This window comes from Pseudokineococcus lusitanus, from assembly GCF_003751265.1.
Classification (GTDB): Bacteria; Actinomycetota; Actinomycetes; order Actinomycetales; family Quadrisphaeraceae; genus Pseudokineococcus; species Pseudokineococcus lusitanus.
Window position 1 is genome coordinate 107,241 of record NZ_RJKN01000009.1, and the last position, 26,536, is coordinate 133,776.

Here is a 26,536-nt window from a genome sequence, read left to right on the forward strand (position 1 = left end):
GAGGGGAGGACGCATGAGGGTCCTGCTGTGGCACGTGCACGGCTCCTGGACGACGTCGTTCGTCCAGGGCGACCACACGTACCTGCTGCCCGTCCTGCCCGACCGCGGGCCGGACGGCCGCGGGCGCGCGCGCACGTGGGACTGGCCGGCTGCCGCGCTCGAGGTCACGCCCGAGCAGCTCGCGGCGGACCCGCCGGACGTCGTCGTCCTCCAGCGCGCGCACGAGGCCGACCTGCTCCTCGCCTGGACCGGCCTGCGCGCCGGCGTCGACGTGCCCGTCGTGCACCTCGAGCACGACGCCCCCACGCAGCACGCCGCCCGCAGCCGCCAGCGCGCGGCCGACGGGCCGGACCTCGTCGTCCACGTCACCGCCTACAACGCGCTCATGTGGGACAACGGGTCGGCGCCGACGACGGTCGTCGAGCACGCCGTCGTCGACCCGGGGCCGCTGGCCACGGGCACGCGGGAGAGCCTCGGCGTCGTCGTCAACGAGCCGGTGCGGCGCGAGCGCGTGGCGGGCACGGACGTCGTCCTCGACCTGGCCCGCGACCTGCCCGTCGAGGTCTACGGCATGGGCATGCCCGCGCTGGCCGCGCTGGCCGCCGAGCGGGGGGTCCCCGTCGGCGGCGGGGCCGGCCCCGCGGGGCTGCTGGGCCTGCACGACGACGTCCCCCAGGCCGCCATGCACGCCCGGCTCGGCGAGCACCGCGCCTACCTCCACCCGTACCGGTGGACGAGCCTGGGGCTCGCCCTGGTCGAGGCCATGACCATCGGCCTGCCGGTCCTCGCCGTCGCGAGCACCGCGGCGGCCGACGCGGTCCCGCCCGCCGGCGGGGTCGTCTCGGCGGACCCCCGCGTGCTCGCCGACGCCGCCCGCCGCTGGCTCGTCGACCCGGCCGCGGCCCGCGAGGCCGGCGCCGCCGCCCGCGAGCACGCGCTGTCCCGGTTCGGGCTGGCCCGGTTCCTCGCCGACTGGGACGAGGTCCTCGACGCCGTCGTCGCCGGCGACCTGCCCCGCGCCGTCCGCCGCCGCACGGGGGTCGCCGCGTGAGGGTGGCGATGGTCTCGGAGCACGCGAGCCCGCTCGCCGCGCTCGGCGGCGTCGACGCCGGCGGGCAGAACGTCCACGTCGCCCACCTGGCGACGGCGCTGGCCGCCCGCGGCCACGAGGTCACCGTCTACACGCGGCGCGACGCGGTCGACCTGCCCGAGCGGGTGCGGCTGGCCGACGGCGTGGACGTCGTCCACGTCGACGCCGGCCCGCCGACCGAGGTGCCCAAGGACGCGCTGCTGCCGCACATGGAGGCCTTCGGGCGGGAGCTCGCCGCCCACCTCCTCGAGCACCCGGCGGACCTCCTCCACGCGCACTTCTGGATGAGCGGCGTCGCCGCGCGCCAGGCCGCCCGCTCCGTCGGTCTCCCGCTCGTCATCACCTTCCACGCCCTCGGCTCGGTCAAGCGGCGTCACCAGGGCGCGGACGACACGAGCCCGCCCTCGCGCGTGGCGGTCGAGGCCGGCCTCGTGGCCGACGTCGACGCCGTCCTGGCCACGTGCACCGACGAGGTGCGCGAGCTGGTGGGCTCCGAGGGCCGCGACGGGCTCGGCGCCGACGGGGCGGCCGTGCACGTCGTGCCCTGCGGCGTGGACGTCGCCCGCTTCACGCCCGAGGGCCCGGTGGGCGGTCCGCCGCGGCGGATGCCGCACCGCGTCGTCGTCGTCGGGCGCCTCGTCGAGCGCAAGGGCGTCGAGGACGTCGTGCGCGCCCTCGCGCTGGCGCCCGGCTCGGCGCTCGGCCGCACCGAGCTGGTCGTCGCGGGCGGGCCGCCCGCCGACCACCTGGCCATCGACGCCGAGGCGCAGCGGCTGCTCGCCGTCGCCGAGGAGGTCGGCGTGGCCGACCGGGTCCACCTGCTCGGCCGGGCCGACCACGGCGACCTGCCGGCGCTGCTGCGCAGCGCGGACGTCGTCGTCGCCGCCCCCTGGTACGAGCCCTTCGGCATCGTCCCGCTCGAGGCGATGGCCTGCGGCCGTCCCGTCGTCGGGTCGGCCGTCGGCGGGCTGCTCGACACGGTCGAGGACGGGGTGACGGGGGTCCTCGTGCCCCCGCGCGACCCCGTCGCCCTGGCCGCGGCCCTGGCCCCGCTGCTCGACGACCCGGCGCGCCGGCAGGCCTGGGGCCGTGCCGCCCGGGAGCGCGCCGTCGCCCACTACGGCTGGCCCGAGGTGGCCGCCCGCACCGAGGACGTCTACGCGGGCGTCCTCGCCCGCACGAGGCTGGAGGCCCTGTGACCGACGCCCCGCAGCACCCGCGCCCCGCCGACCCGCTCGTGCCGACGGACCCGGCCTCCGCCGCGGCCGCCGCGCCCTGGCTCGACGGCCACGTCGACGAGCTCGTCGCCGCCCTCGGCCGCCTGCGGCCGAGCGCGGCCGTCCTCCACCGCTGGGGCGCCGAGCTCGCCGGCGTCCTCGCCGGCGGGGGCCGCCTGCTCGCGGCCGGCAACGGCGGCAGCGCCGCCGAGGCGCAGCACCTCACCGCCGAGCTCGTCGGCCGCTTCGTCGACGAGCGGCGCCCGCTGTCGGCCATCGCGCTGCACGCGGACACCTCGAGCGTCACCGCCATCGGCAACGACTACGGCGAGCGGGAGGTCTTCGCCCGCCAGGTGCAGGCGCACGGCCGGCCCGGCGACGTCGTCGTCCTCCTGTCCACCTCGGGCCGCAGCCCCAACGTCCTCGAGGCGGCCGCCCGCGCCCGCGCCGGCGGGATGCGCGTGTGGGCCCTCACCGGCCCGCTGCCCAACCCGCTGGCCGAGCTGGCGGACGAGGTCGTCGGCGTCGACGCGCCGTCGACCTCGGGCGTCCAGGAGGGGCACCTCGTGCTCGTCCACGCCCTCTGCGCGGGCGTCGACACCGCGCTGGCCGCCGCGGACGCCGGCGGGCCCGTCCCCGCGGACGCCCCGGACGCCCCGGACGCCCCGGACGCGGCCGCCACGGGCACGACGCCCGACGGGCCCGTGGTCGTCGAGCCGTCCGACGACGCCCCGTCGGTCCGTCGCGGCGGCCGCCGCCGGCGGGTCGTCGTCGTCGGCGACGTGGTGCTGGACCGCGACCTCGAGGGGGTCGTGGAGCGGGTGGCGCCGGACGCGCCCGTGCCCGTCGTCGACCTCCGCCGCACGACCGAGAGCCCCGGCGGCGCCGGCCTCACCGCGCTGCTCGTGGCCTCGGGCCGGGCGGGCGGGGCGAGCCCCACGGCCGACGACGTCGAGGTCGTCCTCGTCGCCCCGGTCGGCGACGACGAGGACGGCGGCCGGCTGCGGGCCGCCCTCGTCGAGGGCACGGGCGACGGCGAGGGCCTCCGCCTGGTCGCCCTCCCCCACACCGGTCTGACCCGGACGAAGACCCGCGTCCGCGCGGCGGGGCAGTCCCTCGTCCGCGTGGACTCGGGCGGGCCGGGCACGCCCTCGGCGCCGGACCTCGACGAGCTGCGCGCGGTCCTGGCGTCCGCCGACGTCGTCCTCGTGTCCGACTACGGTGCGGGCACGACCCACGACCCCGGCGTCCGCGCGCTGCTCGGCGCGGCCGCCGCGTCCGTCCCCGTGGTGTGGGACCCGCACCCGCGCGGCGGCGAGCCCGTCCACGGCTGCGCCCTCGTCACGCCCAACCTCTCCGAGGCGGCCCGCGTCCTCGGCGGCGCCCCCCGGCCCGACGACGGCGCCGGCGCGCTCGCGCGCCGCTGGGCCGCGCGCGGCGTCGTCGTGACCGTCGGCGAGCGGGGCGCCTTCCTCGGCCTGCCGGGGACCGAGCCGCTCTACGTGCCCGCGCCCGTCGTCGCCGGCGGCGACCCGTGCGGCGCCGGCGACCGCTTCGCCGCCACGGCGGCGCTGGCCCTCGCCCGCGGCGCCGTCCTGCCCGAGGCCGTCGTCGAGGCCGTCGAGGACGCCTCCGCCTGGGTCGCGGGCGGCGGGGCCGCCGGCTGGCGGTCGCGCCGCGCCGCGGGCGCCCGTCCGGCACCGTCCGCCCCCGTCACCGCCCCGACGGCGACCGGCGGCGGCGACCCCGCCGAGCCGGCGCGCGCCGCCGACGTGGCCGGGCTCCTGGCCCGGGTGCGCGCCGCCGGCGGCACCGTCGTGGCCACGGGGGGCTGCTTCGACGTCCTCCATGCCGGGCACGTGGCGTGCCTCCAGGCGGCCCGCCGCCTCGGTGACGCCCTCGTCGTCCTCGTGAACTCCGACGCCTCCGTGCGCCGGCTCAAGGGCGAGGGCCGTCCGGTCCAGGCCCAGGCCGACCGGGTCCGGGTCCTGCAGGCGCTCGAGGCCGTCGACGCCGTCGCCGTCTTCGACGAGGACGACCCGCGCGAGGCGCTGCGCGTCCTGCAGCCCGACGTCTGGGCCAAGGGCGGCGACTACGGCGCGGCCGGCGCCGTCATGCCGGAGGCCCCCCTCGTCCAGGGGTGGGGCGGGCGGGTCGTCCTGCTGCCCTACCTCGACGGCCGTTCGACCACCGAGATCCTCCGTCGCGGGGCCCCCGCGACGGTCCCCGCCGAGCAGGAGAACCCGTGAGCAGCAGCACCACCGACCAGCCCACCACCGCCGGGGGGCAGGAGGCCGCCGTCGCGCTGCCGACCGGCCCCGCCGTGGGCCCCGAGGGCGGCATGGCCGGCCAGCGGGAGATCGGCACCGTCTACGTGACCGGCGGCTCGTCGGGCCTCGGCGCGGCCGTGGTCGAGGTCGTCCGCGCCCTCGGCGGCACCGCCGCGGTCATCGACCGCGCCGCCCCGGCGGCCGACGTCCCCCACGCCCTCGCGGACGTCTCGGACGCCGCCGCCGTGGAGCGCGCCGTCGCCGAGCTCGTCGAGCAGGTCGGCCCGCCCACCGCCGTCGTCACGGCCGCGGGCACGGACGCCGTCGGGCGCCTCGAGGACGTCCCGGCCGACCGGTGGGCGCAGGTCGTGGGCGTCAACCTCATCGGCACCGCGGCCGCCGTCCGCGCCTGCCTGCCGCACCTCAAGGCCGCGCGCGGCGTCGTCGTCACGGTGTCCAGCTCGCTGGGCCTGCGGGCCGCCAGCGATGCGAGCGCCTACTGCGCCAGCAAGTTCGGCGTCGTCGGGTTCACCCGCGCGCTGCAGCTGGAGCTCGCGGGCGAGGTGGGCGTGACGATGCTCGTCCCCGCCGGCATGCGCACCCACTTCTTCGACGGCCGCACCGAGCAGTACCGGCCGGGACCGGACGCCGACCTCATGGACCCGCGCGTCGTCGCCCACTCGGTCGTGCACGCGCTGCGGCAGCCCGTCGGCACCGAGGTGCGCGAGATGGTCGTCACCGTCTCGACCGAGCCCTCCTGGCCGTAGGCCGTGCGGACGGTCCCCCCGTCGCCCGAGGACGACCCCGGCACCCGTGCCGGGGTCGTCCTCGCGCTGCGCGCGCTCGGGCTGGGTGACGCCCTCACCGGGGTCCCGGCGCTGCGCGGCCTCCGGCGGGCCTTCCCCGGCGCGCACCTCGTCCTCGCCGGGCCCTCGGGACCCGGGGGGCTGCTGCGGCGCCGGGGGGTCGTCGACGACGTCCTGCCGGTCGACGGGGTGGCGGCGATCGCCGAGGACGCCGTCGTCGCCGCGGCGCACGAGCACCCTGCCGTGCTGCCGCCGGGCTGGCCGGTGGTCGCCGCGGTCAACCTCCACGGCCGCGGCCCGCAGAGCGCCCTCGCGCTGCGCGGGCTGCTCGACGAGCGCGGCGCCGACGGGGCCAGGCTCCTCGGGCACGCCTGCCCCGCCGCCGGTCTCGACGGCCCGGCCTGGTCGGACGACGTCGCCGAGGTCGAGCGGTGGGCCTCGCTCGTGCGGGCGACGACGGGCGCGCCCTGCGGGCCGGAGGACCTGCGGCTCGACGCCGCGGCGTGGCCGACGCCCCTGGCGCCCGAGCGGACGGCGCCGGGACCGGCGGAGGCGGCCCGCCCCGGACGCACCGTCGTCCTGCACCCGGGGGCCGCGTCGGGCTCCCGCCGCTGGCCGGCGTCGTGCTGGACGGCGCTCGCGGCGGCGCTCGTGGCGGGCGGGCGCGACGTCGTCCTCACCGGCTCGGCGGCCGAGGCGGACGTCACGGCCGAGGTGGCGGTGCGCGCCCGCGCCGTCGTGGCGCGCTCGGGCCCGACGTCGTGCGTGGTCGTCGACACCGCGGGCCGCTGCGACCTCGAGCAGCTGGCCGGGCTCCTCGCCGGCGCCCGCGCCCTCGTGTGCGGCGACACCGGGGTGGCCCACCTCGCCACGGCGCTCGCGACGCCGTCGGTCCTGCTCTTCGGGCCGACGAGCCCGGCGGCGTGGGGCCCCGCCGTCGACCACCACCTCCACCCGGTGCTGTGGCCCGCGCCCTCGGCGGCGTACCGCGGCGACCCGCACGGTGCCGCGGTCGACCCGGTGCTGGCCCGGACCACCGTCGACGACGTCCTCGGCGCCCTCGCCGCCCTGCCGGCCCGCCGCGCGGCCTGAGGTGGACGACGCCGTCCTGCCGCCCCCGCTCGCCACGACGACGCTGCCGGCGCGGACGCCGCTGCACGTCGGGCAGCTGTTCGGCCACCTCGCCGCCACGGCGGTGCCGGGCGTGGAGAGGTGGGTGCCCGCGCCGGGCGGCGGCGCCCTCGTCCGCACGCTGGCGCTGCCGGGCGGCCCGGCCGTCGTCGCCGCGCACGCCCCGGCGGGCGACGACGCCCCCGGCGGCGTCCGCCTCGACCTCCTCGGGGGCGACCCGGCGGACCTCGACGCCGCGGCCCGGGTGGTCCGGTGGTGGCTGGACCTCGACGCCGACCCGGGCGCCGTCGACGCCGTCCTCGCCGCGGACGGCGCCCTGGCGCCCCTCGTCGCCGCGGTCCCCGGCCGGCGGGTGCCGCGGGCCTGCGGGGCGGCGGAGTCCGCCGTGCGGACGGTCCTCGGCCAGCAGGTGAGCACCGCCGCCGCCCGCACGCACACCGCCCGCCTCGTGGCCCGCCACGGCGAGCCCCTGCCCGTCCCGGTCGCCGGGGCGACGCACCTCTTCCCCACCCCGGAGCGCCTCGCGGCCCTCACGGCCGAGGAGCTCGCGCTCCCCCACGCCCGACGCCGCACCCTCCTCGGCGTCGTGGCCGCGCTGCGCGAGGGCCTCCTCGACGTCCCCGTCGGCCGCCTCGACCCCGGCGCCCGGGCCGAGCACCTCGCCGCCCTCCTCGCGCTGCCCGGCGTCGGCCCCTGGACGGCGTCGACCGTGGCCCTGCGCGCCCTCGGCGACGACGACGCCTTCCTGCCCTCCGACCTCGGCGCCGTCGCCGGCGCCCGCGCGCTCGGCCTCGCCGACGACGCCCGCGCCCTCGAGCGCCGCTCCGCGGTCTGGTCCCCCGTCCGCGGCTACGCCCTCCAGCACCTCTGGGGCGCGGTCCCCCACGCCATCAACGCCCTCCCCGCCTGACCCGCCGCCCCCCTCTCTCGGCACCTGGGCGCCCATCTGCCCACCCCGGTCCCCTCACCCGGCACGTGGGCGCCCATCTGCCCACCCCGGTCCCCTGACCCGGCACGTGGGCGCCCATCTGCCCATCCCGGCGCCCTCACCCGGCACGTGGGCGCCCATCTGCCCACCCCGGCGCCCTCACCCGGCACGTGGGCGCCCATCTGCCCACCCCGAGCCCCTCACCCGGCACGTGGGCGCCCTCCTGCCCGTCGGTGCGCTGGGAGGGCGGACGGGGCGGGGCGCGGCGAGCATGGGGGGCGTGGACGAGGACCACCGCGCACACCTCCTGGCGCGCTACCGCGAGCTCGTGCTCGACCGGCTCCCCGCGCGCGGGCGGGCGGAGGGGTGGGCGGTGCAGGTCGACCACTGCGTCGGCCGGGTCGTCCTCGACAACACCCTCGGCGGGGCCTGGCGCGAGGTGCTGCCCGCCGGCCGCGGCGCCGCGTTCACCCGGCTGCCCCCGGAGGCGCTCGAGCGGGCCGTGGCGCTCGCCGAGCGCATGGACGCCGAGGGCGCGCCGCTCGTCGCCGAGCTCGACGCCCGCAGCCTCGCGTGGCGCGGGAAGCCGCCGAAGCGGACCCGCGGCGCGGCCTGACGCGGCCGACGGCGCCGCCCGGCCCAGGATGGGCGGGTGCACCCCGCCGACGACGACCTGCCCGCCTCCCTCGGCCCCGTCCGCTCCCGCCGTCCGCTCGGCGGGGGCGACGTCGGTGCCGCCGAGGAGGTGCGGCTCGCGGACGGACGCCGGGTCTTCGTCAAGCGGTACGCCCGCGAGGGCGGCGAGGAGATGGTGGCCTCGGAGGCGGCGGGGCTGCGGTGGCTCGACGAGGTCGACGGCGCCCCGCCCGTCCCCGCGGTCGTCGCCGCCGAGGGACGGGTGCTCGTGCTGGAGATGCTCGACGTCACCGGCGGCTCCTCGCTGGACGCCGCCGGCGAGGAGCTCCTGGGCCGAGGCCTCGCCGCGCTGCACGCCGCGGGCGCGGAGGCCTTCGGCGCCGTGCCGCCCGGTGCGTCGCCCGCGCTGGGCTCGCGCCGGCTGCCCGTCACCCCCACGTCGTCGTGGGCGTCCTTCTGGGGCGGCCAGCGCGTGCTCCCCCACGCCCGGGCCGCCGCCGACCGGGGGCACCTGTCCCGCGCCGACCTCGCCGCCGTCGAGGAGGCCGTCGACCGCGCCGAGGAGCTCATGGGCCCGCCCGAGCCGCCCGCGCGCTGCCACGGCGATCTGTGGTGGGGCAACGTCGTGCGCACGGCCGACGGCCGCCCCTGGCTGCTCGACCCGTCCGCCCACGGCGGCCACCGCGAGGCCGACCTGGCGCTCCTCGAGCTCTTCGGCGGGCTCCCCGCCCGCGTCGTCGCCGCCTACGAGGAGGTGACGCCGCTCGCGGACGGGTGGCGGGACCGCGTCGGCCTCCACCAGCTCCCGCCGCTGCTGAGCCACGCCGTGCGCTTCGGCGGCTCCTACGGCCCCGCCGCCGGCGCCGCGGCCAGGACCGCGCTGTGAGCGGGCGTCCGTCCGCCGCGATGTGGGCGGTGCTCGTCGTGGCGGTCCTCGCCCTCGCGACGGGTCTCGTCCTGGCCGCCACGGGGAGCTCGTGGGGGCTCCTGCTCGGCCTGCTGGGGGCCGCGGTGCTCGTCGCGCAGGGCGAGGTGGACCGGCGTCGCCGACGTCAGGCCCCGCCGCCGACGCCCGAGGACCTCCGGGACCTGCCCGCGGTGCTGGCCGCCTCCGGGCGGACGGCCGCGGTCCGGGAGCTGCGGGGCCGGCGCCCCGACCTGTCGCTCGGGGACGCCGTGCGCGCCGTCGACGGTCTCGACGAGCCCGAGGAGGGCGTCGCCCCCGGACGCTGAGGCCGGGGACGACGACGGGCGCCGCCCCGGCAGGGACGGCGCCCGTCGGGCGTGCGCGGGTCAGCGGGTCGGCGGGACCGCCCGGCCGGCACCGGGCACGACGGCGTCCCGGAACCACGCCACGGTGCGGGCCAGGCCGTCCGCCCAGTCGACCTCGGGCTTCCAGCCCAGCGCGGCCGCCGCGAGCGTCGTGTCGGGCCGGCGCACCTGCGGGTCGTCCACCGGCCGCCCGACGTGCTCGACCACCGACGACGACCCGGTGGCCGCGATGACGTCCTCGGCGATCTGCCGGACCGTCAGCTCCGTCGGGTTGCCGATGTTGACCGGCCCGGCGTGGTCGGACGCCGCGAGGGCGAGGATGCCGCGCACGAGGTCGTCGACGTAGCAGACCGAGCGGGTCTGCTGCCCGTCGCCGGCCACGGTGAGCGGCTCGCCCGCCAGCGCCTGCCGGATGAAGGTCGGGATGGCCCGGCCGTCGTGCGGGCGCATCCGCGGGCCGAAGGTGTTGAAGATGCGGACGATGCCCGTGTCGACGCCGTGCGTCTGCCGGTACGCCGTCGTCAGCGCCTCGGCGTACCGCTTGGCCTCGTCGTAGACGCCGCGGGGCCCGACGGGGTTGACGTGGCCCCAGTAGTCCTCGGGCTGCGGGTGCACCTGCGGGTCGCCGTAGACCTCCGACGTCGAGGCCAGGACGAGCCGGGCGCCCTTGTCCTTGGCGAGCCCGAGGGCGTGCATGGTGCCGATCGAGCCGACCTTCAGCGTCTCGATCGGCAGCTTGAGGTAGTCCACCGGGGACGCGGGCGACGCGAAGTGCAGGACGAGGTCCACGTCACCGGGGACGTGGACGTAGTCGGTGATGTCGCAGCGCACGAGCCGCAGCCCGGGGTGCTCGGACAGGTGCGCGAGGTTCTGCGGCGTCCCGGTGAGGAAGCTGTCGAGGCCGACGACCTCGGTGCCGCGGGCCAGGAGCTCCTCGACGAGGTGGCTGCCGAGGAAGCCGGCGGCGCCGGTGACGACGGCCCGCCGCGGCGGGTCGGCCCGCCCGGGGGCGGTGGGGAGGGGTGCTGCGGTGCTCACGGGCGGGCCGGCGCCTCAGGCCTGGTCGGAGAAGGCGGAGCTGACGCCGCTCGGGCCCTCGTACTCGCGGTCGGGGATGCCGCGGAGCGCCTCGAGCACGTCGTCGGGCGCGCCGCTGTCCTCGGCCTTCTTGACGATGGCGTCCTTGCCGGCCGGGTAGTCGATGCCGGACAGGTGCTTCTGGAGCTCGATGGGGTTCGGGCGGTTCGCCATGGTGTCCTCCGGTGCTCGTGCTGGATGCCTGCGGTACGGCGGTGTCCCTGCGGTGCGGCGGGCCCCGCGGGGGCGGCCCGGCCACGGGCGGCCCGGGTGCAGGGGGCCGGCCGCGCGCCACTCTGCCGTCTCCCCCCGGCAGCCGCGCGGCGGGTGCCCGCTAGCGTCCCCGCCGTGCCCGTCGAGCCCCCGTCCTCCCGCCCCGAGACCGCCGCAGGCCCCGCGCCGTCGGCGGGACGTCCTCTCGCGGAGCGCGTCACCGTCGTCGTCGTGAGCAAGGACCGCCGCGACGAGCTGCTGGCCAGCCTGCGCCGCCACGAGGCGCCCGTCGTCCTCGTCGACAACGGCAGCAGCGACGGCACCGTCGAGGCCGTGCGGCGCGAGCTGCCGCACGTCGACGTCGTCGCCCTGCCGGCCAACCGGGGCGCCGCCGCGCGCACGCTCGGCGTCGAGCGGGCCCGCACCCCCTACGTCGCCTTCGCCGACGACGACTCCTGGTGGGCGCCGGGCATGCTCGCCCGCGTCGCCGACCTCTTCGACGCGAGCCCCCGCCTCGCGCTCGTCAACGCGCGCATCCTCGTCGGCCCGGAGGAGCGCCTCGACGGCATCTGCGAGGTCATGGCGCGCTCGGCGCTCGGCACGGACGACGACCTCCCCGGCCCGTCGCTCCTCGGCTTCGTCGCCTGCGCCGCCGCCGTCCGCCGGGACGCCTTCCTCAAGGTGGGCGGCTTCGACGACGTGGTGTTCTTCCCCGGCGAGGAGGAGCGCGTGGCCTACGACCTCGCGGCGGCGGGGCACGGCCTCGCGTACGTCGACGACGTCGTCATCCACCACCACCCCTCCCCCCGGCGCGACGTCCGCGACGAGCGCGCCGTCAAGGTCGCGCGCGCGGCGTTCCTCACGGCGGTCATGCGCCGCCCGTGGCCGCACGTGGCGGGCTCCCTCGTCCGCACCGCCCGGCAGCGGCCCCGCGCCCTCTGGCGCGCGCGCACGTCGGTGCCCGCGGCCCTGCGGCAGCGTCGCGTCAACCCGCCCGCGGTCGAGGCGGGGCTGAAGGTCCTCGTCGAGGCCGGCTGAGCCTCAGCCGAGCACGGGCGGACGGCCGGCGAGCGGTCCGTCGGCCGCGGGCAGCCGACCGGCCCCCTGCAGCAGCACCGTCACGTCGTCACCGGGCACCGGACCGCCGACGAGCGCCTCGACGGTCGCCCGGCCCAGCGCCAGTGCCCCCGGCGGCACCGGGTGCTCGACGAGCAGGTCGAGCTGGTGGACGGCGTGCTCGACGGCCCACGTGGCGAGGAAGTCGCCGAGGAGCAGCACCTGCCCCTGCCAGGCCCGCGGGCCGTCGGGCGCCGAGGCCACGCCCCGCAGCACCGCCGCGCCGACGTCGTGGAGCTGGGCCACGGCGGCCGAGGGCCGCCCGTACGCGGACGTCCGCCGCCGCTGGGCGGTGATCTCGGCCACCGGGTCCTCGTCGGCCGCCGCGGCGGAGAAGGCCCGCCAGTACGTGGCCGCGTCGACCGTCGGGGCGTCGTCGACCGGGGACACGAGCCCGGCGAGGACCTCGTGCCACCCGCCGAGCACGTGGACGACGACGTCGAGCCGCGTCCACCCGTGGCACCGCGAGGCGCCGAGGAGCGCCATCTCGTCGAGCCCGTCGACGGCGGCGAGGAAGGCCTCGACCCCCGCGACGAGCGCGGGCCGGGCGACGTCGACCGTCACGGCGAGAGCCATGGGCGGACCGTAGCCGCGCGGTCCGTCTGGGTGACCTCGCTGGGGACGCCCACGCAGGGCGACCCGGGCGGCATCCTGGGCGGGTGGACGACGTCGCAGCCCGCCCGACCGGCGCCGCCGGGCTCCCTCCCCTGCCGCCGGCGCCCCCGCCGGTGAGGGTGGCCGGCGTCGTCATGTCCGGCCTGCTGCTGCTCGTCCTGGGCGGTCTCCTGGGCGGGTACGACCTTCTCGCCGTGGAGGACTCGCCGGGTCGGGCCTTCGTCGCGGTGCTCCTCCTGGTGGTCGGCGCCGCCATGGCCGGCCTGGGGCTGTACGTCCTCCTCCGTCGCCTCGACACCGTGCTCATCGCGCGGCTGCCGGAGCCCCCTGTCGACCCCGGGACGTCGTCGACGCCCTGACCGGAGCCGTCAGCGGTCCGACGCCCCGCGCTCGTCGGCGTCGTCCCAGCCGAAGAGCAGCCGCTCGACGACGGCCCGCGCCCGCCGCGTCCGCCGGCGGTGCTCGTCGTCGAGCGCCCCCGCGGAGCCCGCGGGCATGCCGAGGAGGCGGGCCACGCCCTCGAGGTCGTCGACGTCGGTCGGGACGACGTCGGTCGGCCGTCCGCTCCACAGGACGAGCGCAGCCCGCACCCGCGAGCACCACCGCCAGGCGTCGTCGAGGACCTCGGCGTCCTCGGCGCCCACGAGGCCCGCCTCCCGCGCCGCGGCCAGCGCCCCGAGCGTCGAGGTGGTGCGCAACGACCGCACGGCACCGGCGTGCTGCAGCTGGAGGAGCTGGACCGTCCACTCGACGTCGCTGATGCCGCCCGGACCGAGCTTGACGTGCCGCCGCGGGTCGACGCCGCGCGGCAGCCGCTCGGCCTCGACGCGCGCCTTCGTCGTCCGCACCTGCCGGACCTGCGCGTCGTCCAGCCCGTCGGCCGGGTAGCGCACGCCCTCGACGAGCGCCGTGAAGGCCGCGCCCAGCTCGGGGTCGCCCGCCACCGGCTCCGCCCGCAGCAGCGCCTGCGCCTCCCAGACGTCCGACCACCGCCGGTAGTACGTGGCGAAGGACGACAGCGAGCGGGACAGCGGGCCCTGGCGGCCCTCGGGCCGCAGCGCGGCGTCGACCTCGAGCGGCGGCTCGGGACCCAGCCCCTTGAGCAGCCGCTGCACCTCCGTGGCCACGGCGACGGCGACGCCCTGGGCGTCCGCCTCGGAGGCCCCCTCCCGCGGCTCGTGGACGAAGAGCACGTCCGCGTCGCTCGCGTACGTCAGCTCGTGCCCGCCGAGGCGGCCCATGCCGACGACCGCCATCCGCACGGGGAGCGGCTCCCCCACGCGCGCCGCGACCGAGCGCAGCGCGGCCGCGAGCCCGCCCTGCAGCACGGCCTGCGTCGCGGCGGTGAGCGCGTGGCCGACGCCCTCGAGGTCGAGGACCCCCGAGAGGTCGCCCACGGCCGTCCTCGTCATCTCGCGACGACGCACCGCGCGCGCCGCCATCGCGGCGCCGACCGGGTCCCGGTGGCGGGCGACGACGGCGCCGACCTCGGCCCGCAGCTGCGCGGCCGGCCGCGGCACGAGCTCGCTGTCCCCCTCGAGCCAGCGGGCCGCCTCCGGGGCCTGGAGCAGCAGGTCGGCCGCGAGCCGGCTGCCCGTGAGGAGGTTGGCCAGCCGCTCGGCGGCGACGCCGTCGTCCCGGAGCATCTGGAGGTACCAGTGGGTGCCGCCGAGCGACTCCGAGAGCCGGCGGAAGGACAGCAGGCCCGCGTCGGGGTCCGCGCCGTCGGCGAACCAGCCGAGGAGGACGGGCAGCAGCTGGCGCTGGATGGCCGCCCGCCGGCTCACCCCGCCGGACAGCGCCTCGAGGTGCCGCATGGCGCCCGCGGGGTCGCGGTAGCCGAGGGCCTGCAGGCGGGCCCTCGCGGCCTCCGGCGACAGCCTTGCGTCCTCGGTCGACAGCCGGGCGACGGCGCCCAGCAGCGGCCGGTAGAAGAGGCGCTCGTGGAGGCGCCGGACACGGGCCCTCGTCTCCTGCCAGCGCTCCTCGAGCGCCGCGGTGCCGTCGAGCCCGGCGGCCCGGGCCAGTCGGCGCAGGTCGTCCTCGGCCGTCGGCAGGACGTGGGTGCGCGTCAGGCGGGCCAGCTGGATGCGGTGCTCGAGCACCCGCAGCCAGCGGTACCCGCGCTCCAGGGCCCCCGCGTCCGCGCGGCTGACGTAGCCGTAGGCCGCCAGCGCGTCGAGCGCGGCCAGCGTCGTGCCGCTGCGCAGGTGCGGGTCCGACCGGCCGTGGACGAGCTGCAGCAGCTGCACGCTGAACTCGACGTCGCGCAGCCCGCCCGGGCCGAGCTTCAGCTGCCGCCCGGCCTCCTTGGCGGGCACGTGCGCCTCGACCCGGCGCCGCATCGCCTGGACGGTGCCGACGAAGCCGGTCCGGCCGGCGGCGGTCCACACCGCGGGACGGACGGCGTCGAGGTAGGCCGCGCCGACCTCGGCGTCGCCGGCGACGACGCGGGCCTTGAGCAGGGCCTGGAACTCCCACGTCTCGGCCCAGCGCTCGTAGTAGGCCCGGTGGCTGTCGACCGTCCGCACGAGCGGCCCCGCCCCGCCCTCCGGCCGCAGGGCCGTGTCGACCGGCCAGAGCGTGCCCTCGGCCGAGTACCCGGAGCAGTACGTGGCCAGGAGGCGGGCGAGCTTCTCGCCGACCGCCAGCGCGCGGTCCACCTCGACGCCCTCGGCGGGCTCGACGACGTGGACGACGTCGACGTCGCTGACGTAGTTGAGCTCGCGGCCGCCGCACTTGCCCATGCCGAGGACGGCGAGCCGGGCGGCGGACGCGTCCTCGCCCACGTCGCGCCGGGCCAGGGCCAGGGCCGTCTCCAGCGCCGCCGCGGCGAGGTCCGCCAGCTCGGCGCCGACGTCGCCGACGCGCCGCTCGGGCACCGGGTCGGCGAGGTCGCGGCCCGCGAGCGAGAGGACCCGGCGGCGGTAGGCGCGGCGCAGGTCGTCGCCCGTGGCGTCCTCGGCGGCGACGGGGGCGGCGTCGGCCGGGTCGGCCCCCACCCCGCGCAGCAGCTCGGCGCGCAGGCGGCCCGGCGGCACGGGCTCGTCGGGCTCGTGCAGGACGGCCGCGTCGCCGGGGTGCCGCACGAGGCCGTCGGCCAGCGCGGCGGACGCGCCGAGCACCGCGACGAGACGCTCGCGCGCAGGACCCTCCCCCACGAGGACCTCGACGGCCGGGGAGCCGTCGTGCTCGGCCAGGCGCGCGACGGCGCGCAGGGCGGCGTCGGGGTCCGCGGCGCGCGCGAGGAGGCCGACGAGGCGGTCCACGCCCTCGTCGCCGAGGCGCCGCGCCAGCGCGGCGGTCCCGGGCTCGGCCAGGAGCCGCTGCGCCGCGGCCGGGTCCGCGAAGCCGCGCCGGGCGAGCAGCCCGGTCGGGACGGCGGGCGCCGTCATCGCCGCCCCCCGGACGCGTCGCGCGCGTCCCGCACGACGGCGACGAACGCCGCGGCCAGCCGGTCCGCCGCCGCGGCCAGCCCCGGTGCGGCGGCGTCGACCTCGGCCACGAGCGCGTCGGCGTCGAGCCCCTGGGACGCCACGTCGGCCCGCCCCTCCGGCGTCCGCCACCAGCCGTCGACGACGGCCGCGCCGGCCTCGGGGTGGTGCTGCAGCCCCCAGGCGGGGCCGACCCGGAAGACCTGCACGACACCGTCCCCCGCCGCCACGGCGGGGTCGCCGCCGCGGGAGCGGGCCAGGACCCTGCCCCCGGGGGGCACCGCGAGCACGGCGTCCTCGTGCGACTGCACGACCCGCCACGCCCCGCCGCCGGGCGGGCGGGCCGCGCCCACCAGCGGGTCGTCGTCGGCGCCCGGCTCGACGTCGACGGCCAGCAGCCCCGTCTCCGGGCCGCCGGGGCACCGGCCCGTCCGCCCTCCCGTGGCCGCCGCGAGGAGCTGGGCCCCGAGGCAGACGCCGAGGGCGGGCGTGCCGTCGTCGACGCAGGCGGCCAGGAGCGCGCGCACCGCCGGGAGCCACGGCCAGCGCGTGTCGTCGCCGGCACCGGCCGTCCCGCCGAGGACGACGAGGGCGTCGTGGGCCGCCGGCGGACGGCCGGGTCCCCGCCGGCCGAGGGCGGCGGGCAGCGGCACCCCGAGGTCCGGCCGCACGACGTCGACGACGGCGCCCGCCCGCAGGAGGGCGGGCAGCAGCATCCCCGGGGGGCAGCACTCCTCGTGCTGGACGACGAGCACGCGGGGGGCGGGCCCCCCGACCCCGTCGGACGTCACAGCCAGGGCAGGAAGCGCTGCAGCTCGAAGGGGGTGACCTGGGCGCGGTAGTCCACCCACTCCGCCCTCTTGTTGCGCAGGACGAACTCGAACATGCTCTCCCCCAGCGTCTCCGCGACGAGCTCGCTCGCCTCGGTGAGCGCGATGGCGTGGTCGAGGCTGGCGGGCAGCTGCTCGATGCCCATGGCGCGACGCTCGGAGGACGTGAGGCGCGTGACGTCGTCCTCGGCCTCGTCGGGCAGCTCGTAGCCCTCCTCGACGCCCTTGAGCCCCGCCGCGAGGAGGACGGCCAGCGCCAGGTAGGGGTTGGCCGCCGAGTCGATGCCCCGGTACTCCACCCGCGCCGACTGCGCCTTGCCCGGCTTGTAGCGCGGCACGCGGACGAGGCCCGAGCGGTTGTTGTGGCCCCACGCGATGTCCGAGGGCGCCTCGGAGCCGCCCCAGAGCCGCTTGTAGCTGTTGACGAACTGGCTCGTGACGAGCGACGTCTCCTTCGCGTGCCGCAGCAGCCCGGCGATGAACTGCCGCGCCGTCGTGCTGAGCTCGTACTGCGCGCCCGGCTCGTGGAAGGCGTTGCGGTCGCCCTCGAAGAGCGACAGGTGGGTGTGCATGCCGCTGCCGGGCTGGTCCGCGAGGGGCTTCGGCATGAAGGACGCGAAGGCGCCGTGCTGCAGGGCCACCTCCTTGACGACCGTGCGGAAGGTGACGATGTTGTCGGCGGTCGTCAGCGCGTCCGCGTAGCGCAGGTCGATCTCGTTCTGGCCCGGGCCGGCCTCGTGGTGGCTGAACTCCACGGAGATGCCCATCGCCTCGAGCATGGAGATCGCGTCACGCCGGAAGTCCTGGCCGGCGCCGCCGGGGACGTTGTCGAAGTACCCCATCGTGTCGACGGGGACGGGCGGGTGGACCGCCACGCCGGGCCGCCGGCCGTCGCCGACGCTGTCGGCCGGGCTGCCCTCGAAGAGGTAGAACTCGATCTCGGGGTGCGTGTAGAAGGTGAAGCCCTTCTCCGCGGCCCGGGAGAGCACCCGCTTGAGCACGTTGCGCGAGTCGGCCATCGCCGGCTCGCCGTCCGGGGTGAGGACGTCGCAGAACATCCGGGCGACGCCCCCGCTGCGGGGGTCGCCGCGCCACGGCAGGACCTGGAAGGTCGACGGGTCGGGCCGGGCGATCATGTCGGCCTCGGAGACGCGGGCGAGCCCCTCGATCGAGCTGCCGTCGAAGCCGATGCCCTCGGCGAAGGCGCCCTCGAGCTCGGCCGGGGCGATGGCCACGGACTTCAGCCCGCCCAGCACGTCGGCGAACCACAGCCGCACGAAGCGGATGTCCCGCTCCTCGATCGTCCGGAGGACGAACTCCTGCTGGCGGTCCATGGGTCCCCTTCCACCGAGCGGGCGACGCGCGGGTCCCGCGCGTCGTCGTGCGCCGCGTGCGTCCGTCCGGGCGCCGGGCGGCGGCCGGCGCGCCGTCATCCTGCCAGCGGCGGCGCCGGTCCCGCGGCACGGCGTCCGGCCCGCGTCGCCGCCGCGCCGCCGCGCCGGGCCCGACCTACCGTCCGGAGGTGAGCGACGACCGGGCCGGGCGGCCCGCCACGCAGGACCCCACCCCCACCTCCTCCCCCGGCCGCACCGTCCCCGCCGGCGACCGCGGTGACGACGCACCGGACCCGCGGCGCTGGAAGGCCCTCGCGGTCTGCCTCGTCTCCGGCTTCATGACGCTGCTGGACGTCTCGATCGTCAACGTGGCGCTGCCCTCGGTCCGTGCCGACCTCGACGCCAGCGGCAGCGACCTCCAGTGGGTCCTCTCGGGCTACGTCCTCGCCTTCGGGCTCGCGCTCGTCCCGGCGGGGCGTCTCGGCGACGCCCGCGGCCGGCGGAAGGTCTTCGTGGCCGGGCTCGTCGTCTTCACGCTCGGGAGCCTGCTGTGCGGGCTCGCGCCCTCGGCGGGGGCGCTGCTCGCGGCCCGGCTGCTCCAGGGCGTCGGCGGCGGCATGCTCCAGCCGCAGGTGGCCGCCTTCATCCAGTCGCTCTTCCGGGGGCCGGAGCGCGGCCGCGCCTTCGGTCTCCTCGGCACCTCCATCGGCGTCTCGACCGCCGTGGGACCGCTGCTCGGCGGGCTGCTGCTCACCGCGGACCCGGACCCGTGGGCGTGGCGGCTGGTCTTCCTCGTCAACCTCCCTGTGGGCGTCCTCGGCCTCGTCCTCGCGCTGCGGTGGCTGCCCGCCGACCGGCCCGCCACCGGGCCCGACCGGCGGCGCGCGGACCTGGACGGCGTGGGCGTCCTCCTCCTGGCCGGCGCCCTCGTGGCCCTCCTCCTCCCGCTGCTCGAGCAGCCCTCCTCGGTCGTCGGCTGGCTGCTGTGGCCGCTGGCCGTGGGCCTCGGCGTCGCCTTCGTCGCCTGGGAGCGCGCCCGGACCCGGCGCGGCCGCGACGCCGTCGTCGACCTCGGCCTCTTCACCGGTGCCCGGGGCCCGGGCTACCGCAACGGCGTCCTCGTCGGCCTCGTGTACTTCAGCGGCTTCACGACGGTCTTCTTCGTCCTGTCGATCTACCTGCAGGACGGCCTGGGCATGACGCCGCTCCAGGCCGGCCTGACCCAGACGCCCTTCGCCGTGGGCGGGGCGGTGACCCCCGTGCTGGCCGGCCGCCTCGTGGACCGGTGGGGGCGCCGCCTCGTCGTGGGGGGCCTCCTCGTCGCCGTCGTCGGGCTCGCCGCGACCCTCGTCGTCGTGGCGGTGGCCGCGGGCTCGACGTCGCCGGGCACCCTGGGCCTCCTCCTCGCGCTGCCCCTGCTGGTCGCCGGCTCGGGCAGCGGGGCGGTCATCTCCCCCAACACGACGATGACGCTCTCGACCGTGGCGCCGGAGCGCTCCGGGTCCGCCAGCGGCGTCCTCCAGACGAGCCAGCGCATCGGCTCGGCCGTCGGGATCGCGGTCGTGGGCGCGGTCTTCTTCGGCGTGGCCGGGGGCGGTGCGGGAGCCGGCGGGGGCGGTGGGGGCGCCGGCGGCGGGGACCTCGCGGCCGGGCTGCTGGCCGGGCTGGCGGTGGCCACCGGTCTCGTCGCGCTGAGCCTCGTCCCGGCGCTCGTGGACCTGCGCGCCCAGCACCGGGCCGCGGCACGGGCGGCCCGGTGAGCCCTGGCTACGCTCGCCGCATGCCCTCGTTGCGACTGGCCCTGGCCCAGGTCGACACCACGGTGGGCGACCTCGACGGCAACGCGGCGCTCGTCCGGCGGGCCGCCGCCGACGCCGCCGCGGCGGGCGCGGACCTCCTCGTCCTGCCCGAGCTGGCGCTGACGGGCTACCCCGTCGAGGACCTCGCCCTCCGCCGCTCCTTCGTCGACGCCTCCCGCGACGCCCTCCACCGCCTCGCCGAGGACCTCGCGGCCGACGGCCACGGCGACCTCCCCGTCCTCGTCGGCTACGTCGACCGGGCCGAGGGCGCCCTGGCCGACGGCGTCGGCCCCTCCGGCCGGGGCCACCGCGAGGGCGGGCCCGAGGCCGCCGGCGGCGGCGACGAGGCACCGGGCGTGCCGAAGGGCCTGCCGCAGAACTGCGCCGCGCTCCTCCACGGGGGACGCCGGGTCGGCCGCTACGCCAAGCACCACCTGCCCAACTACGGCGTCTTCGACGAGTTCCGCGTGTTCGTGCCGGGCCGCGACCTCCTCGTCGCCCGCGTCCGCGGGGTCGACGTGGCCGTCGCGGTCTGCGAGGACCTCTGGCAGGACGGCGGCCCGGTCGCCGCGGCGCGGGAGGCCGACGCCGAGCTCCTCGTCGTCCTCAACGCCTCGCCCTACGAGCGCGCGAAGGACGACACCCGCCTCGCCCTGTGCCGCCACCGCGCGGCGCAGGCGGGCGCCGTGCTCGCGTACGTCAACGCCGTCGGGGGCCAGGACGACCTCGTCTTCGACGGGGGCTCGCTCGTCGTCGGCGAGGACGGCGCCGTCCTCGCCCGGGGCGAGTCCTTCGCCGAGCAGCTGCTCGTCGTCGACCTCGAGCTGCCCGAGGGCGCGGCGGAGCCCGCCGACGTCCCCGGCGTGACCCGCGTCGAGGTGTCGTCGGACCCGGCACCGGCCCGCGAGCCGGTGCGGGCCCCCCTGGCCGAGCCGCTCGACGACATGGCCGAGCTCTGGGCCGCCCTGGTCCTCGGGCTCGGCGACTACGCCCGCAAGAACGGCTTCTCCCAGGTGCTCTTCGGGCTCTCGGGCGGCATCGACTCGGCCGTCTGCGCGGCGCTCGCCGTGGACGCCCTCGGGCCCGGCGGCATGGTCGGCGTCTCCATGCCGAGCGGGTACTCGACCGCCCACTCCCGCACCGACGCCGACGACCTCGCCGAGCGCCTGGGCATCGACTACCGGCTCCACCCCATCGCGCCGATGGTCGACGCCTTCCTCGCGAACGTGCCGATGAGCGGCGTCGCGGAGGAGAACCTGCAGGCCCGCGTGCGCGGGACGCTGCTCATGGGCATCTCGAACTCCGAGGGGCAGCTCGTGCTGGCCACCTCGAACAAGAGCGAGCTGTCCGTCGGCTACTCGACGATCTACGGCGACTCCGTCGGCGGCTTCGCGCCGCTGAAGGACGTCGCCAAGACGGACGTGTGGCGCCTGGCCCGCTGGCGGAACGCCGCCGCGGAGGCCCGCGGCGAGCGGCCGCCCATCCCCGAGGCGTCCATCACCAAGGCGCCGTCGGCCGAGCTGCGCCCGGACCAGACGGACCAGGACTCCCTGCCCGAGTACGACGTCCTCGACGCGCTGCTCGAGGACTACGTGGTCCGCGCCATGGGTCGCTCCGAGCTGCTCGAGGCCGGGCACGCCCTCGCGGACGTCGAGCGCGTCGTCGGCCTCGTCGACCGGGCCGAGTGGAAGCGCCGCCAGGGCGCCCCGGGCCCGAAGACGACGGCCGTCGCCTTCGGCCGCGACCGGCGCCTGCCCATCACGACCCACTGGCGCGAGGAGGACGAGTGAGCGAGCAGCAGGCCCCCTACGGCGGGGCACCGACGACGGGGACGACCGGGACGGCGCCGGGCTCGGCGCGCACCCCCCGCGTGGTCCGCACGACGACGCTGCAGCGCTGGAAGGACGAGGGCCGCCGCTGGGCGATGCTCACGGCCTACGACGCGCTGACGGCCTCGGTCCTCGACGAGGCCGGCGTGCCCGTCCTCCTCGTCGGCGACTCGGCCGGCACCACCGTCCTCGGGCAACCCTCGACCATCGCCGTGACGGTCGAGGAGATGCTCGTCCTGACCCGCGCGGTCGTGCGGGGGACGCAGCGGGCCCTCGTCGTCGCCGACCTCCCCTTCGGCAGCTACCAGCAGGGGCCGGCGCAGGCGCTGGCCACCGGCGTCCGCATGCTCAAGGAGGGCGGCGCCGCGGCCGTCAAGCTCGAGGGCGGCACGGCGGTCGCCCCGGCGGTCCGGGCCCTCGTCGACGCCGGTGTGCCGGTCATGGGGCACGTCGGCTTCACCCCGCAGTCCGAGCACGCGCTCGGCGGCTACCGGGTGCAGGGGCGGGGCGAGAGCGCCGACCGCCTCGTGGCGGACGCCCTCGCCGTGCAGGACGCGGGCGCCTTCGCCGTCGTCGTCGAGATGGTGCCGTCGGCGGTCGCGGCCCGGCTGGCCCGGGAGCTGCGGGTGCCCGTCGTCGGCATCGGCGCGGGGCCGGGGACGGACGCGCAGGTCCTCGTCGTCACGGACATGGCCGGGCTCGGGGGCGGGCGCTCCCCCCGCTTCGTCCGCCGCTACGCCGACCTGCGCGGCGAGCTCGCCCGGGCCGCGACCGCCTACGTCGCCGACGTCGAGGAGGGCACCTTCCCCGCGGCGGAGCACGAGTTCGAGGACTGAGCGACCCGGCGGGCGCGCACGCCCGGCAGTAGAGGGAGGTGGTCGGCCGTGGACGGACGCGGCGTCACGGGGGTCGGCGTCGTCGGCGCGGGCACGATCTCCGAGCAGTACCTGGCCAACCTCGCCGCCTACCCCGACGTCGAGGTGCGGTCCGTCGCCGACCTCGACGTCGACCGGGCCGCCGCGCAGGCCGCCGCGCACGGCGTCCCGCACGCCGGCGGGGTGGACGAGCTGCTGGCGCGGGAGGACGTCGACGTGGTCGTCGACCTGACGGTGCCGGCCGCGCACGTCGAGGTCGGGCTGCGGGTCCTCGACGCCGGCAAGCACCTGTGGAGCGAGAAGCCCCTGGCCACGGACCGGGACGGCGCGGCCGCCCTGCTGGCGCGGGCCCGCTCCCGGGGGCTGCGGTGCGCGTGCGCCCCGGACACCGTGCTGGGCGCCGGCGTGCAGAACGCCCTCCGCCTCGTCGCCGCGGGCGACGTCGGACGGCCGCTCACGGCCACGGCCGTCTTCCAGACCCCCGGCCCGGAGTCCTGGCACCCGAGCCCCGAGTTCCTCTACGGGTCGGGCGGCGGGCCCCTCATGGACATGGGGCCGTACTACGTCACGGCGCTCGTCCACCTCCTCGGACCGGTCGAGCGGGTCACCGCGGTCGCCTCGACCTCCCGTCGGCGGCGGACCGTGGCCACCGGCCCGCGCGCCGGCACGTCCTTCGACGTGACGGTCCCGAGCCACCACGCCGCCCTCGTCGAGTTCGAGGGCGGCGGGTCCGCCCAGTGCACCTTCTCGTTCGAGCACGCGCGGGCGCGGACGGGCCTGCTCGAGCTGAACGGGACCGCGGGGACCGTCGCGCTGCCGGACGTCAACCGCTTCGACGGACCCACCCTCCTGTGGCGCGAGGGCTCCGCCGAGCCCGAGGAGCTCCTGCCGCCGGACGTGCCCGGAGGCCGGGGCATCGGCGTCGTCGACCTCGTGCGCTCGCTGCGCGCCGGGCGTCCCGAGGTCGCGTCCGGCGACCTCGCCGCGCACGTCCTCGACGTCCTGCTCGCCGTGGCCGAGTCGGCCGAGGCGCGGGTGCCCGTGGACGTCCGCTCCACGGCCGACGTGCCCCCGCCGCTCGACGCGGGATGGGACCCGACGCGACGGGGCGGGTGAGCGCCGGCCACGCCCCGGCGGGAGGTCGTCGGACCCCGCTGCGTGAGAGGCCTCTCACCCGCGTCTCATGCTCGCGCGGCGCCCGGCTGGTCACACTGCCGTCATGAGCCGACGTCTCCTCGTCCCCGCGCTGGCGGTCGTCACCGTCCTCGGCGCGGGCATCGCCATCGCGGAGGTCATCCCGGGCGTGTCCGGGCCGCCCGTGCTCGGTGGCCCCGTCGTCGCGGGCCAGGAGGTGCCCGGGGCCGTCGAGCCGTCGGCACCCGCGCCGTCGCCGTCCACGCCGTCGCCGACCACGCCCCCCACCGACCCGGCCCCCTCGCCCTCCCCCACGCCGACCGAGCCCCCCGCGGCACCCTCGCCCCCGCCGGAGCCCGAGCCCGTCCCGCCCGCGGCGGAGCCGTCGCCGCCGGCGCCCGAGCCCGAGCCGACCCGCGAGGCCCCCGTGGTGGTGCCCCCCGCACCGCCGGTCGAGTACGACGACTCCGACGACAGGGACGACGACGCGGACGACGACAGGGACGACACGGACGACACGGACGACGACTCGTCGGGCTCCGGCTCCGGCGGCTCGGACGACGACTCCGACGACGGTGACGACGACGCGGACGACGATGGCCGCTGAGACCTCCCGTCGCCGACTGCCCTCCCTCGGGGTCGCCGGCCGGCTCGTCGTCGCCGTCGTGGCGGCAGCCGCGCTCGGCATGCTCGTCGCCGGCCTCGTCGCGCTGTGGGTCCAGGAGCGGGTCGTGGAGCGCCGGGTGGACGCCTCGCTGGTCCAGGAGGTCGAGGAGCTCCGAGCCGCCGCGGCGGGCCGGCAGGACGGTGACCTCGTGTACTCCGACGTCACAGAGCTCCTGTCGGACGTGCTGCGTCAGAACGTCCCCGACTCCGGCGAGGGCAACATGGTCCTCGTCGACGGGGAGATCGCCCTCCTGCCCGGGGGCCAGCGGACCCTGCGGCTGGAGGAGCTCCCCGAGCTCCAGCGGCGGGTGGCCGGCCTGGCGGCCGCCGACGACCCCGTGATCGGCTCCCTCGTCGCCGACGTCGACGGCACCCCCACCGACCTGCGCTACGTCGCCGTCCCCGTCAGCGTCCCCGGCGACGCCCGGACCGGCGTCCTCGTCACCGCCGTCGACGTCGACGCCGCCCGCGCGCAGGTGCGCAGCGGCGCGGCCGCCTACCTGCTGGCGTCCCTCGCGGCGCTCGCCATCGTCGCGCTCGTGGGCAGCGCCGTCGCCGGCCGGCTCCTGCGCCCGCTGCAGCTGCTGTCCGACACCGCCCGTCGGCTCACCGAGGAGGACCTCTCGCAGCGCATCCCGGTGCGCGGCCACGACGAGGTCTCCGCGCTGACCCGCACCGTCAACGGCATGCTCGAGCGCCTCGAGCGGGCCTTCGTCGGCCAGCGCCAGCTCCTCGACGACGTCGGCCACGAGCTGCGGACGCCGCTCACCGTCGTACGCGGGCACGTCGAGCTCATGGACCCGGAGGACCCGGCGGACGTCCGCGAGACGCAGGAGCTCGCGCTCGACGAGCTCGACCGCATGCACCGGCTCGTCGACGACCTCGTCCTCCTCGCGCAGTCCCAGCGGCCCGACTTCCTGCGCTGGGGCGTCGTCGACGTCGACCAGGTCGTCGAGCGCACGCTCGACCGGGTGCGGGCGCTGGGGGACCGGCGCTGGCGGCTGGACGCCACGAGCGGTGTCAGCGTCCCGGGCGACAGCCAGCGGCTCGTGCAGGCGCTCATGCAGCTCACCTCGAACGCCGTGCGGCACACGGGGCCCGACGACGAGGTGGCGCTCGGCGCGGCCGTCGAGGGCGACGTCGTCCGCCTGTGGGTGCGCGACACCGGGCCCGGTGTCGCGGAGGCCGACAAGGAGCGGATCTTCGCCCGCGCGCAGCAGGGGCAGGCGCTCGCGCCGCGCCCGGCCGCCCGCGACGGGGAGACGGAGGCCGCCGCGCACGAGGGCTCCGGTCTGGGGCTCGCCATCGTCACCGCCATCGCGGAGGCGCACGGCGGCCGGGTCACGCTGTCGAGCACCGCGGGGGCGGGCGCGGTCTTCGCCGTCGAGCTGCCGCTGCCCCGCACCGCGGAGCCGGCGGCGGACGCCGACGACGTGGACGACACCGACGGGGCGGGCGAGGGGGACGCGCCGGCCGCCGCCGGGCCCGCGACCGCCACCCCGCCCTACGGTCTCCCCGTGACCAGCCCCGGGCCCTCGAGCCGTGACGCCGTGACGGGCCCCGTCCCCACGCCCTCGGGGCGGGAGCGCCGGTGAGCGTCGTCCTCGTCGCCGAGGACGAGCCGCGCATCGCGTCCTTCGTCGCCAAGGGGCTGCGCGCCGCCGGCTACACGCCGCTCGTCGTGGGCGACGGCGCGTCGGCGCTCGACCACGCGCTCGACGGCGACGTGGCGCTGGTCGTCCTCGACATCGGCCTGCCGGTGATGGACGGCTTCGAGGTGCTGCGACGCCTGCGCGAGCGCGGGAGCACCGTGCCGGTCGTCGTCCTCACCGCCCGGGGCTCGCTCGACGACACGGTGGCCGGCCTCGAGGGCGGGGCGGACGACTACATGGCCAAGCCCTTCCGCTTCGAGGAGCTCCTCGCGCGGATCCGCCTGCGCCTGCGCGAGTCCCGTCCGGAACCGGCCACGACGTTGCGGGCGGGCGACCTCGAGCTCGACCTGCGCACCCGTCGGCTGTCCGTCGGCGGCGGCGAGGGCAAGGAGCTGTCGGCCCGGGAGTTCGGGCTCGCCGAGACCTTCCTGCGCCACCCGGGGCAGGTCCTCACCCGCGAGCAGCTCCTCTCGCGGGTCTGGGGCTACGACTTCGACCCGGGCTCGAACGTCGTCGACGTCTACGTCGGCTACCTGCGGCGCAAGCTCGGCCCGGGACGCCTCGCCACGGTGCGCGGCATGGGCTACCGGCTGGACCCGCAGGGCTGACGGC

24 protein-coding genes are annotated in these 26,536 nt (G+C 78.4%); 18 read left to right on the top strand and 6 right to left on the bottom strand.

What is annotated here, in order from left to right:
* Nucleotides 1–13: 13 nt before the first annotated feature.
* The 9 genes from EDC03_RS15605 (at nt 14) to EDC03_RS15650 (ending at nt 9,311) form a co-directional block, all read left to right on the top strand.
* Nucleotides 14–1,051: a glycosyltransferase gene (locus EDC03_RS15605; protein WP_123381181.1), complete on the top strand. Its 1,038-nt coding sequence runs from the start codon at nt 14–16 to the stop codon at nt 1,049–1,051.
* Nucleotides 1,048–2,289: a glycosyltransferase gene (locus EDC03_RS15610; protein WP_422393832.1), complete on the top strand. Its 1,242-nt coding sequence runs from the start codon at nt 1,048–1,050 to the stop codon at nt 2,287–2,289. Before EDC03_RS15605 ends, EDC03_RS15610 begins: the two co-directional genes overlap by 4 nt.
* Nucleotides 2,286–4,556 (top strand): PfkB family carbohydrate kinase, encoded by a 2,271-nt coding sequence (locus EDC03_RS15620; protein WP_206749999.1) that lies wholly within the window; start codon nt 2,286–2,288, stop codon nt 4,554–4,556. Before EDC03_RS15610 ends, EDC03_RS15620 begins: the two co-directional genes overlap by 4 nt.
* Nucleotides 4,557–4,648: 92 nt before the next feature.
* The gene (locus tag EDC03_RS15625; protein ID WP_123381238.1) at nt 4,649–5,344 is read left to right on the top strand and encodes an SDR family oxidoreductase; all 696 of its coding nucleotides are present in this window, start codon (nt 4,649–4,651) and stop codon (nt 5,342–5,344) included.
* A 3-nt stretch (nt 5,345–5,347) separates the two neighbouring features.
* Entirely contained in the window at nt 5,348–6,475 is a 1,128-nt protein-coding gene (locus EDC03_RS15630) for a glycosyltransferase family 9 protein (protein ID WP_123381183.1), read from the top strand.
* Between the two features lies 1 nt (nt 6,476).
* Nucleotides 6,477–7,424 (top strand): DNA-3-methyladenine glycosylase family protein, encoded by a 948-nt coding sequence (locus EDC03_RS15635; RefSeq protein WP_199720319.1) that lies wholly within the window; start codon nt 6,477–6,479, stop codon nt 7,422–7,424.
* Between the two features lie 298 nt (nt 7,425–7,722).
* Entirely contained in the window at nt 7,723–8,058 is a 336-nt protein-coding gene (locus EDC03_RS15640) for a hypothetical protein (RefSeq protein ID WP_241967221.1), read from the top strand.
* Nucleotides 8,059–8,094: 36 nt separating this feature from the next.
* Nucleotides 8,095–8,964 (top strand): fructosamine kinase family protein, encoded by an 870-nt coding sequence (locus EDC03_RS15645; protein WP_123381185.1) that lies wholly within the window; start codon nt 8,095–8,097, stop codon nt 8,962–8,964.
* Entirely contained in the window at nt 8,961–9,311 is a 351-nt protein-coding gene (locus EDC03_RS15650; protein ID WP_123381186.1) for a hypothetical protein, read from the top strand. Before EDC03_RS15645 ends, EDC03_RS15650 begins: the two co-directional genes overlap by 4 nt.
* Before the next feature lie 60 nt (nt 9,312–9,371).
* Here EDC03_RS15650 and EDC03_RS15655 read toward each other — a convergent pair whose 3' ends face one another.
* Together EDC03_RS15655 and EDC03_RS15660 are read right to left on the bottom strand one after the other, a co-directional pair.
* On the bottom strand, nt 9,372–10,388 hold the full coding sequence (locus EDC03_RS15655; protein ID WP_123381187.1) for a UDP-glucuronic acid decarboxylase family protein: 1,017 nt from the start codon (nt 10,386–10,388) through the stop codon (nt 9,372–9,374).
* 15 nt (nt 10,389–10,403) lie between these two features.
* Nucleotides 10,404–10,601 carry a DUF2795 domain-containing protein gene (locus EDC03_RS15660; RefSeq protein WP_123381188.1) on the bottom strand — a complete coding sequence of 66 codons (198 nt, stop codon included), beginning with the start codon at nt 10,599–10,601 and terminating at the stop codon, nt 10,404–10,406.
* 174 nt (nt 10,602–10,775) lie between these two features.
* Here EDC03_RS15660 and EDC03_RS15665 point away from each other — a divergent pair, with 174 nt between their 5' ends.
* Nucleotides 10,776–11,678, top strand: coding sequence for a glycosyltransferase family 2 protein (locus EDC03_RS15665; RefSeq protein WP_199720320.1), 903 nt, complete (start codon nt 10,776–10,778; stop codon nt 11,676–11,678).
* 3 nt (nt 11,679–11,681) lie between these two features.
* Here the strand turns inward: EDC03_RS15665 and EDC03_RS15670 are convergent, their stop codons facing one another.
* Nucleotides 11,682–12,332, bottom strand: a complete 651-nt coding sequence (locus EDC03_RS15670) for a maleylpyruvate isomerase N-terminal domain-containing protein (protein WP_123381190.1) — start codon at nt 12,330–12,332, stop codon at nt 11,682–11,684.
* An 83-nt stretch (nt 12,333–12,415) separates the two neighbouring features.
* Here EDC03_RS15670 and EDC03_RS15675 point away from each other — a divergent pair, with 83 nt between their 5' ends.
* Nucleotides 12,416–12,730, top strand: coding sequence for a hypothetical protein (locus EDC03_RS15675; protein ID WP_123381191.1), 315 nt, complete (start codon nt 12,416–12,418; stop codon nt 12,728–12,730).
* Nucleotides 12,731–12,739: 9 nt separating this feature from the next.
* Here EDC03_RS15675 and EDC03_RS15680 read toward each other — a convergent pair whose 3' ends face one another.
* From EDC03_RS15680 to EDC03_RS15690, 3 genes are read right to left on the bottom strand one after another with little or no spacing between them, the layout of a single operon-like run.
* On the bottom strand, nt 12,740–15,766 hold the full coding sequence (locus EDC03_RS15680) for a bifunctional [glutamine synthetase] adenylyltransferase/[glutamine synthetase]-adenylyl-L-tyrosine phosphorylase (RefSeq protein ID WP_123381192.1): 3,027 nt from the start codon (nt 15,764–15,766) through the stop codon (nt 12,740–12,742).
* Nucleotides 15,763–16,596: a type 1 glutamine amidotransferase gene (locus tag EDC03_RS15685; protein ID WP_123381193.1), complete on the bottom strand. Its 834-nt coding sequence runs from the start codon at nt 16,594–16,596 to the stop codon at nt 15,763–15,765. Before EDC03_RS15685 ends, EDC03_RS15680 begins: the two co-directional genes overlap by 4 nt.
* Entirely contained in the window at nt 16,593–17,969 is a 1,377-nt protein-coding gene (locus EDC03_RS15690) for a glutamine synthetase family protein (RefSeq protein ID WP_123381194.1), read from the bottom strand. The genes EDC03_RS15685 and EDC03_RS15690 overlap by 4 nt, the downstream gene beginning before the upstream one ends.
* A gap of 188 nt (nt 17,970–18,157) precedes the next feature.
* Between EDC03_RS15690 and EDC03_RS15695 the strand changes: the two genes are divergently transcribed.
* From EDC03_RS15695 to EDC03_RS15725, 7 genes are all read left to right on the top strand, one after another.
* Nucleotides 18,158–19,729, top strand: a complete 1,572-nt coding sequence (locus EDC03_RS15695; protein WP_241967222.1) for an MFS transporter — start codon at nt 18,158–18,160, stop codon at nt 19,727–19,729.
* Nucleotides 19,730–19,749: 20 nt separating this feature from the next.
* Nucleotides 19,750–21,558 carry an NAD+ synthase gene (locus EDC03_RS15700; protein WP_123381195.1) on the top strand — a complete coding sequence of 603 codons (1,809 nt, stop codon included), beginning with the start codon at nt 19,750–19,752 and terminating at the stop codon, nt 21,556–21,558.
* Entirely contained in the window at nt 21,555–22,433 is an 879-nt protein-coding gene (gene panB / locus EDC03_RS15705) for a 3-methyl-2-oxobutanoate hydroxymethyltransferase (protein ID WP_199720321.1), read from the top strand. The genes EDC03_RS15700 and panB overlap by 4 nt, the downstream gene beginning before the upstream one ends.
* Before the next feature lie 48 nt (nt 22,434–22,481).
* Nucleotides 22,482–23,588: a Gfo/Idh/MocA family protein gene (locus EDC03_RS15710; RefSeq protein ID WP_123381196.1), complete on the top strand. Its 1,107-nt coding sequence runs from the start codon at nt 22,482–22,484 to the stop codon at nt 23,586–23,588.
* A gap of 103 nt (nt 23,589–23,691) precedes the next feature.
* Nucleotides 23,692–24,213: a hypothetical protein gene (locus EDC03_RS15715; protein ID WP_123381197.1), complete on the top strand. Its 522-nt coding sequence runs from the start codon at nt 23,692–23,694 to the stop codon at nt 24,211–24,213.
* Nucleotides 24,203–25,867, top strand: coding sequence for a sensor histidine kinase (locus tag EDC03_RS15720; protein WP_148058111.1), 1,665 nt, complete (start codon nt 24,203–24,205; stop codon nt 25,865–25,867). Before EDC03_RS15715 ends, EDC03_RS15720 begins: the two co-directional genes overlap by 11 nt.
* Nucleotides 25,864–26,532 carry a response regulator transcription factor gene (locus EDC03_RS15725; RefSeq protein ID WP_123381199.1) on the top strand — a complete coding sequence of 223 codons (669 nt, stop codon included), beginning with the start codon at nt 25,864–25,866 and terminating at the stop codon, nt 26,530–26,532. Before EDC03_RS15720 ends, EDC03_RS15725 begins: the two co-directional genes overlap by 4 nt.
* Nucleotides 26,533–26,536: the final 4 nt, after the last annotated feature.

Coding starts and splice junctions, on each gene's coding strand:
- EDC03_RS15680 (WP_123381192.1), bottom strand. CDS start 15,766: ATGACGGCGCCCGCCGTCCCGACCGGGCTGCTCGCCCGGCGCGGCTTC.
- EDC03_RS15690 (WP_123381194.1), bottom strand. CDS start 17,969: ATGGACCGCCAGCAGGAGTTCGTCCTCCGGACGATCGAGGAGCGGGAC.
- EDC03_RS15720 (WP_148058111.1), top strand. CDS start 24,203: ATGGCCGCTGAGACCTCCCGTCGCCGACTGCCCTCCCTCGGGGTCGCC.
- EDC03_RS15660 (WP_123381188.1), bottom strand. CDS start 10,601: ATGGCGAACCGCCCGAACCCCATCGAGCTCCAGAAGCACCTGTCCGGC.
- EDC03_RS15625 (WP_123381238.1), top strand. CDS start 4,649: ATGGCCGGCCAGCGGGAGATCGGCACCGTCTACGTGACCGGCGGCTCG.
- EDC03_RS15605 (WP_123381181.1), top strand. CDS start 14: ATGAGGGTCCTGCTGTGGCACGTGCACGGCTCCTGGACGACGTCGTTC.
- EDC03_RS15700 (WP_123381195.1), top strand. CDS start 19,750: ATGCCCTCGTTGCGACTGGCCCTGGCCCAGGTCGACACCACGGTGGGC.
- EDC03_RS15670 (WP_123381190.1), bottom strand. CDS start 12,332: ATGGCTCTCGCCGTGACGGTCGACGTCGCCCGGCCCGCGCTCGTCGCG.
- EDC03_RS15715 (WP_123381197.1), top strand. CDS start 23,692: ATGAGCCGACGTCTCCTCGTCCCCGCGCTGGCGGTCGTCACCGTCCTC.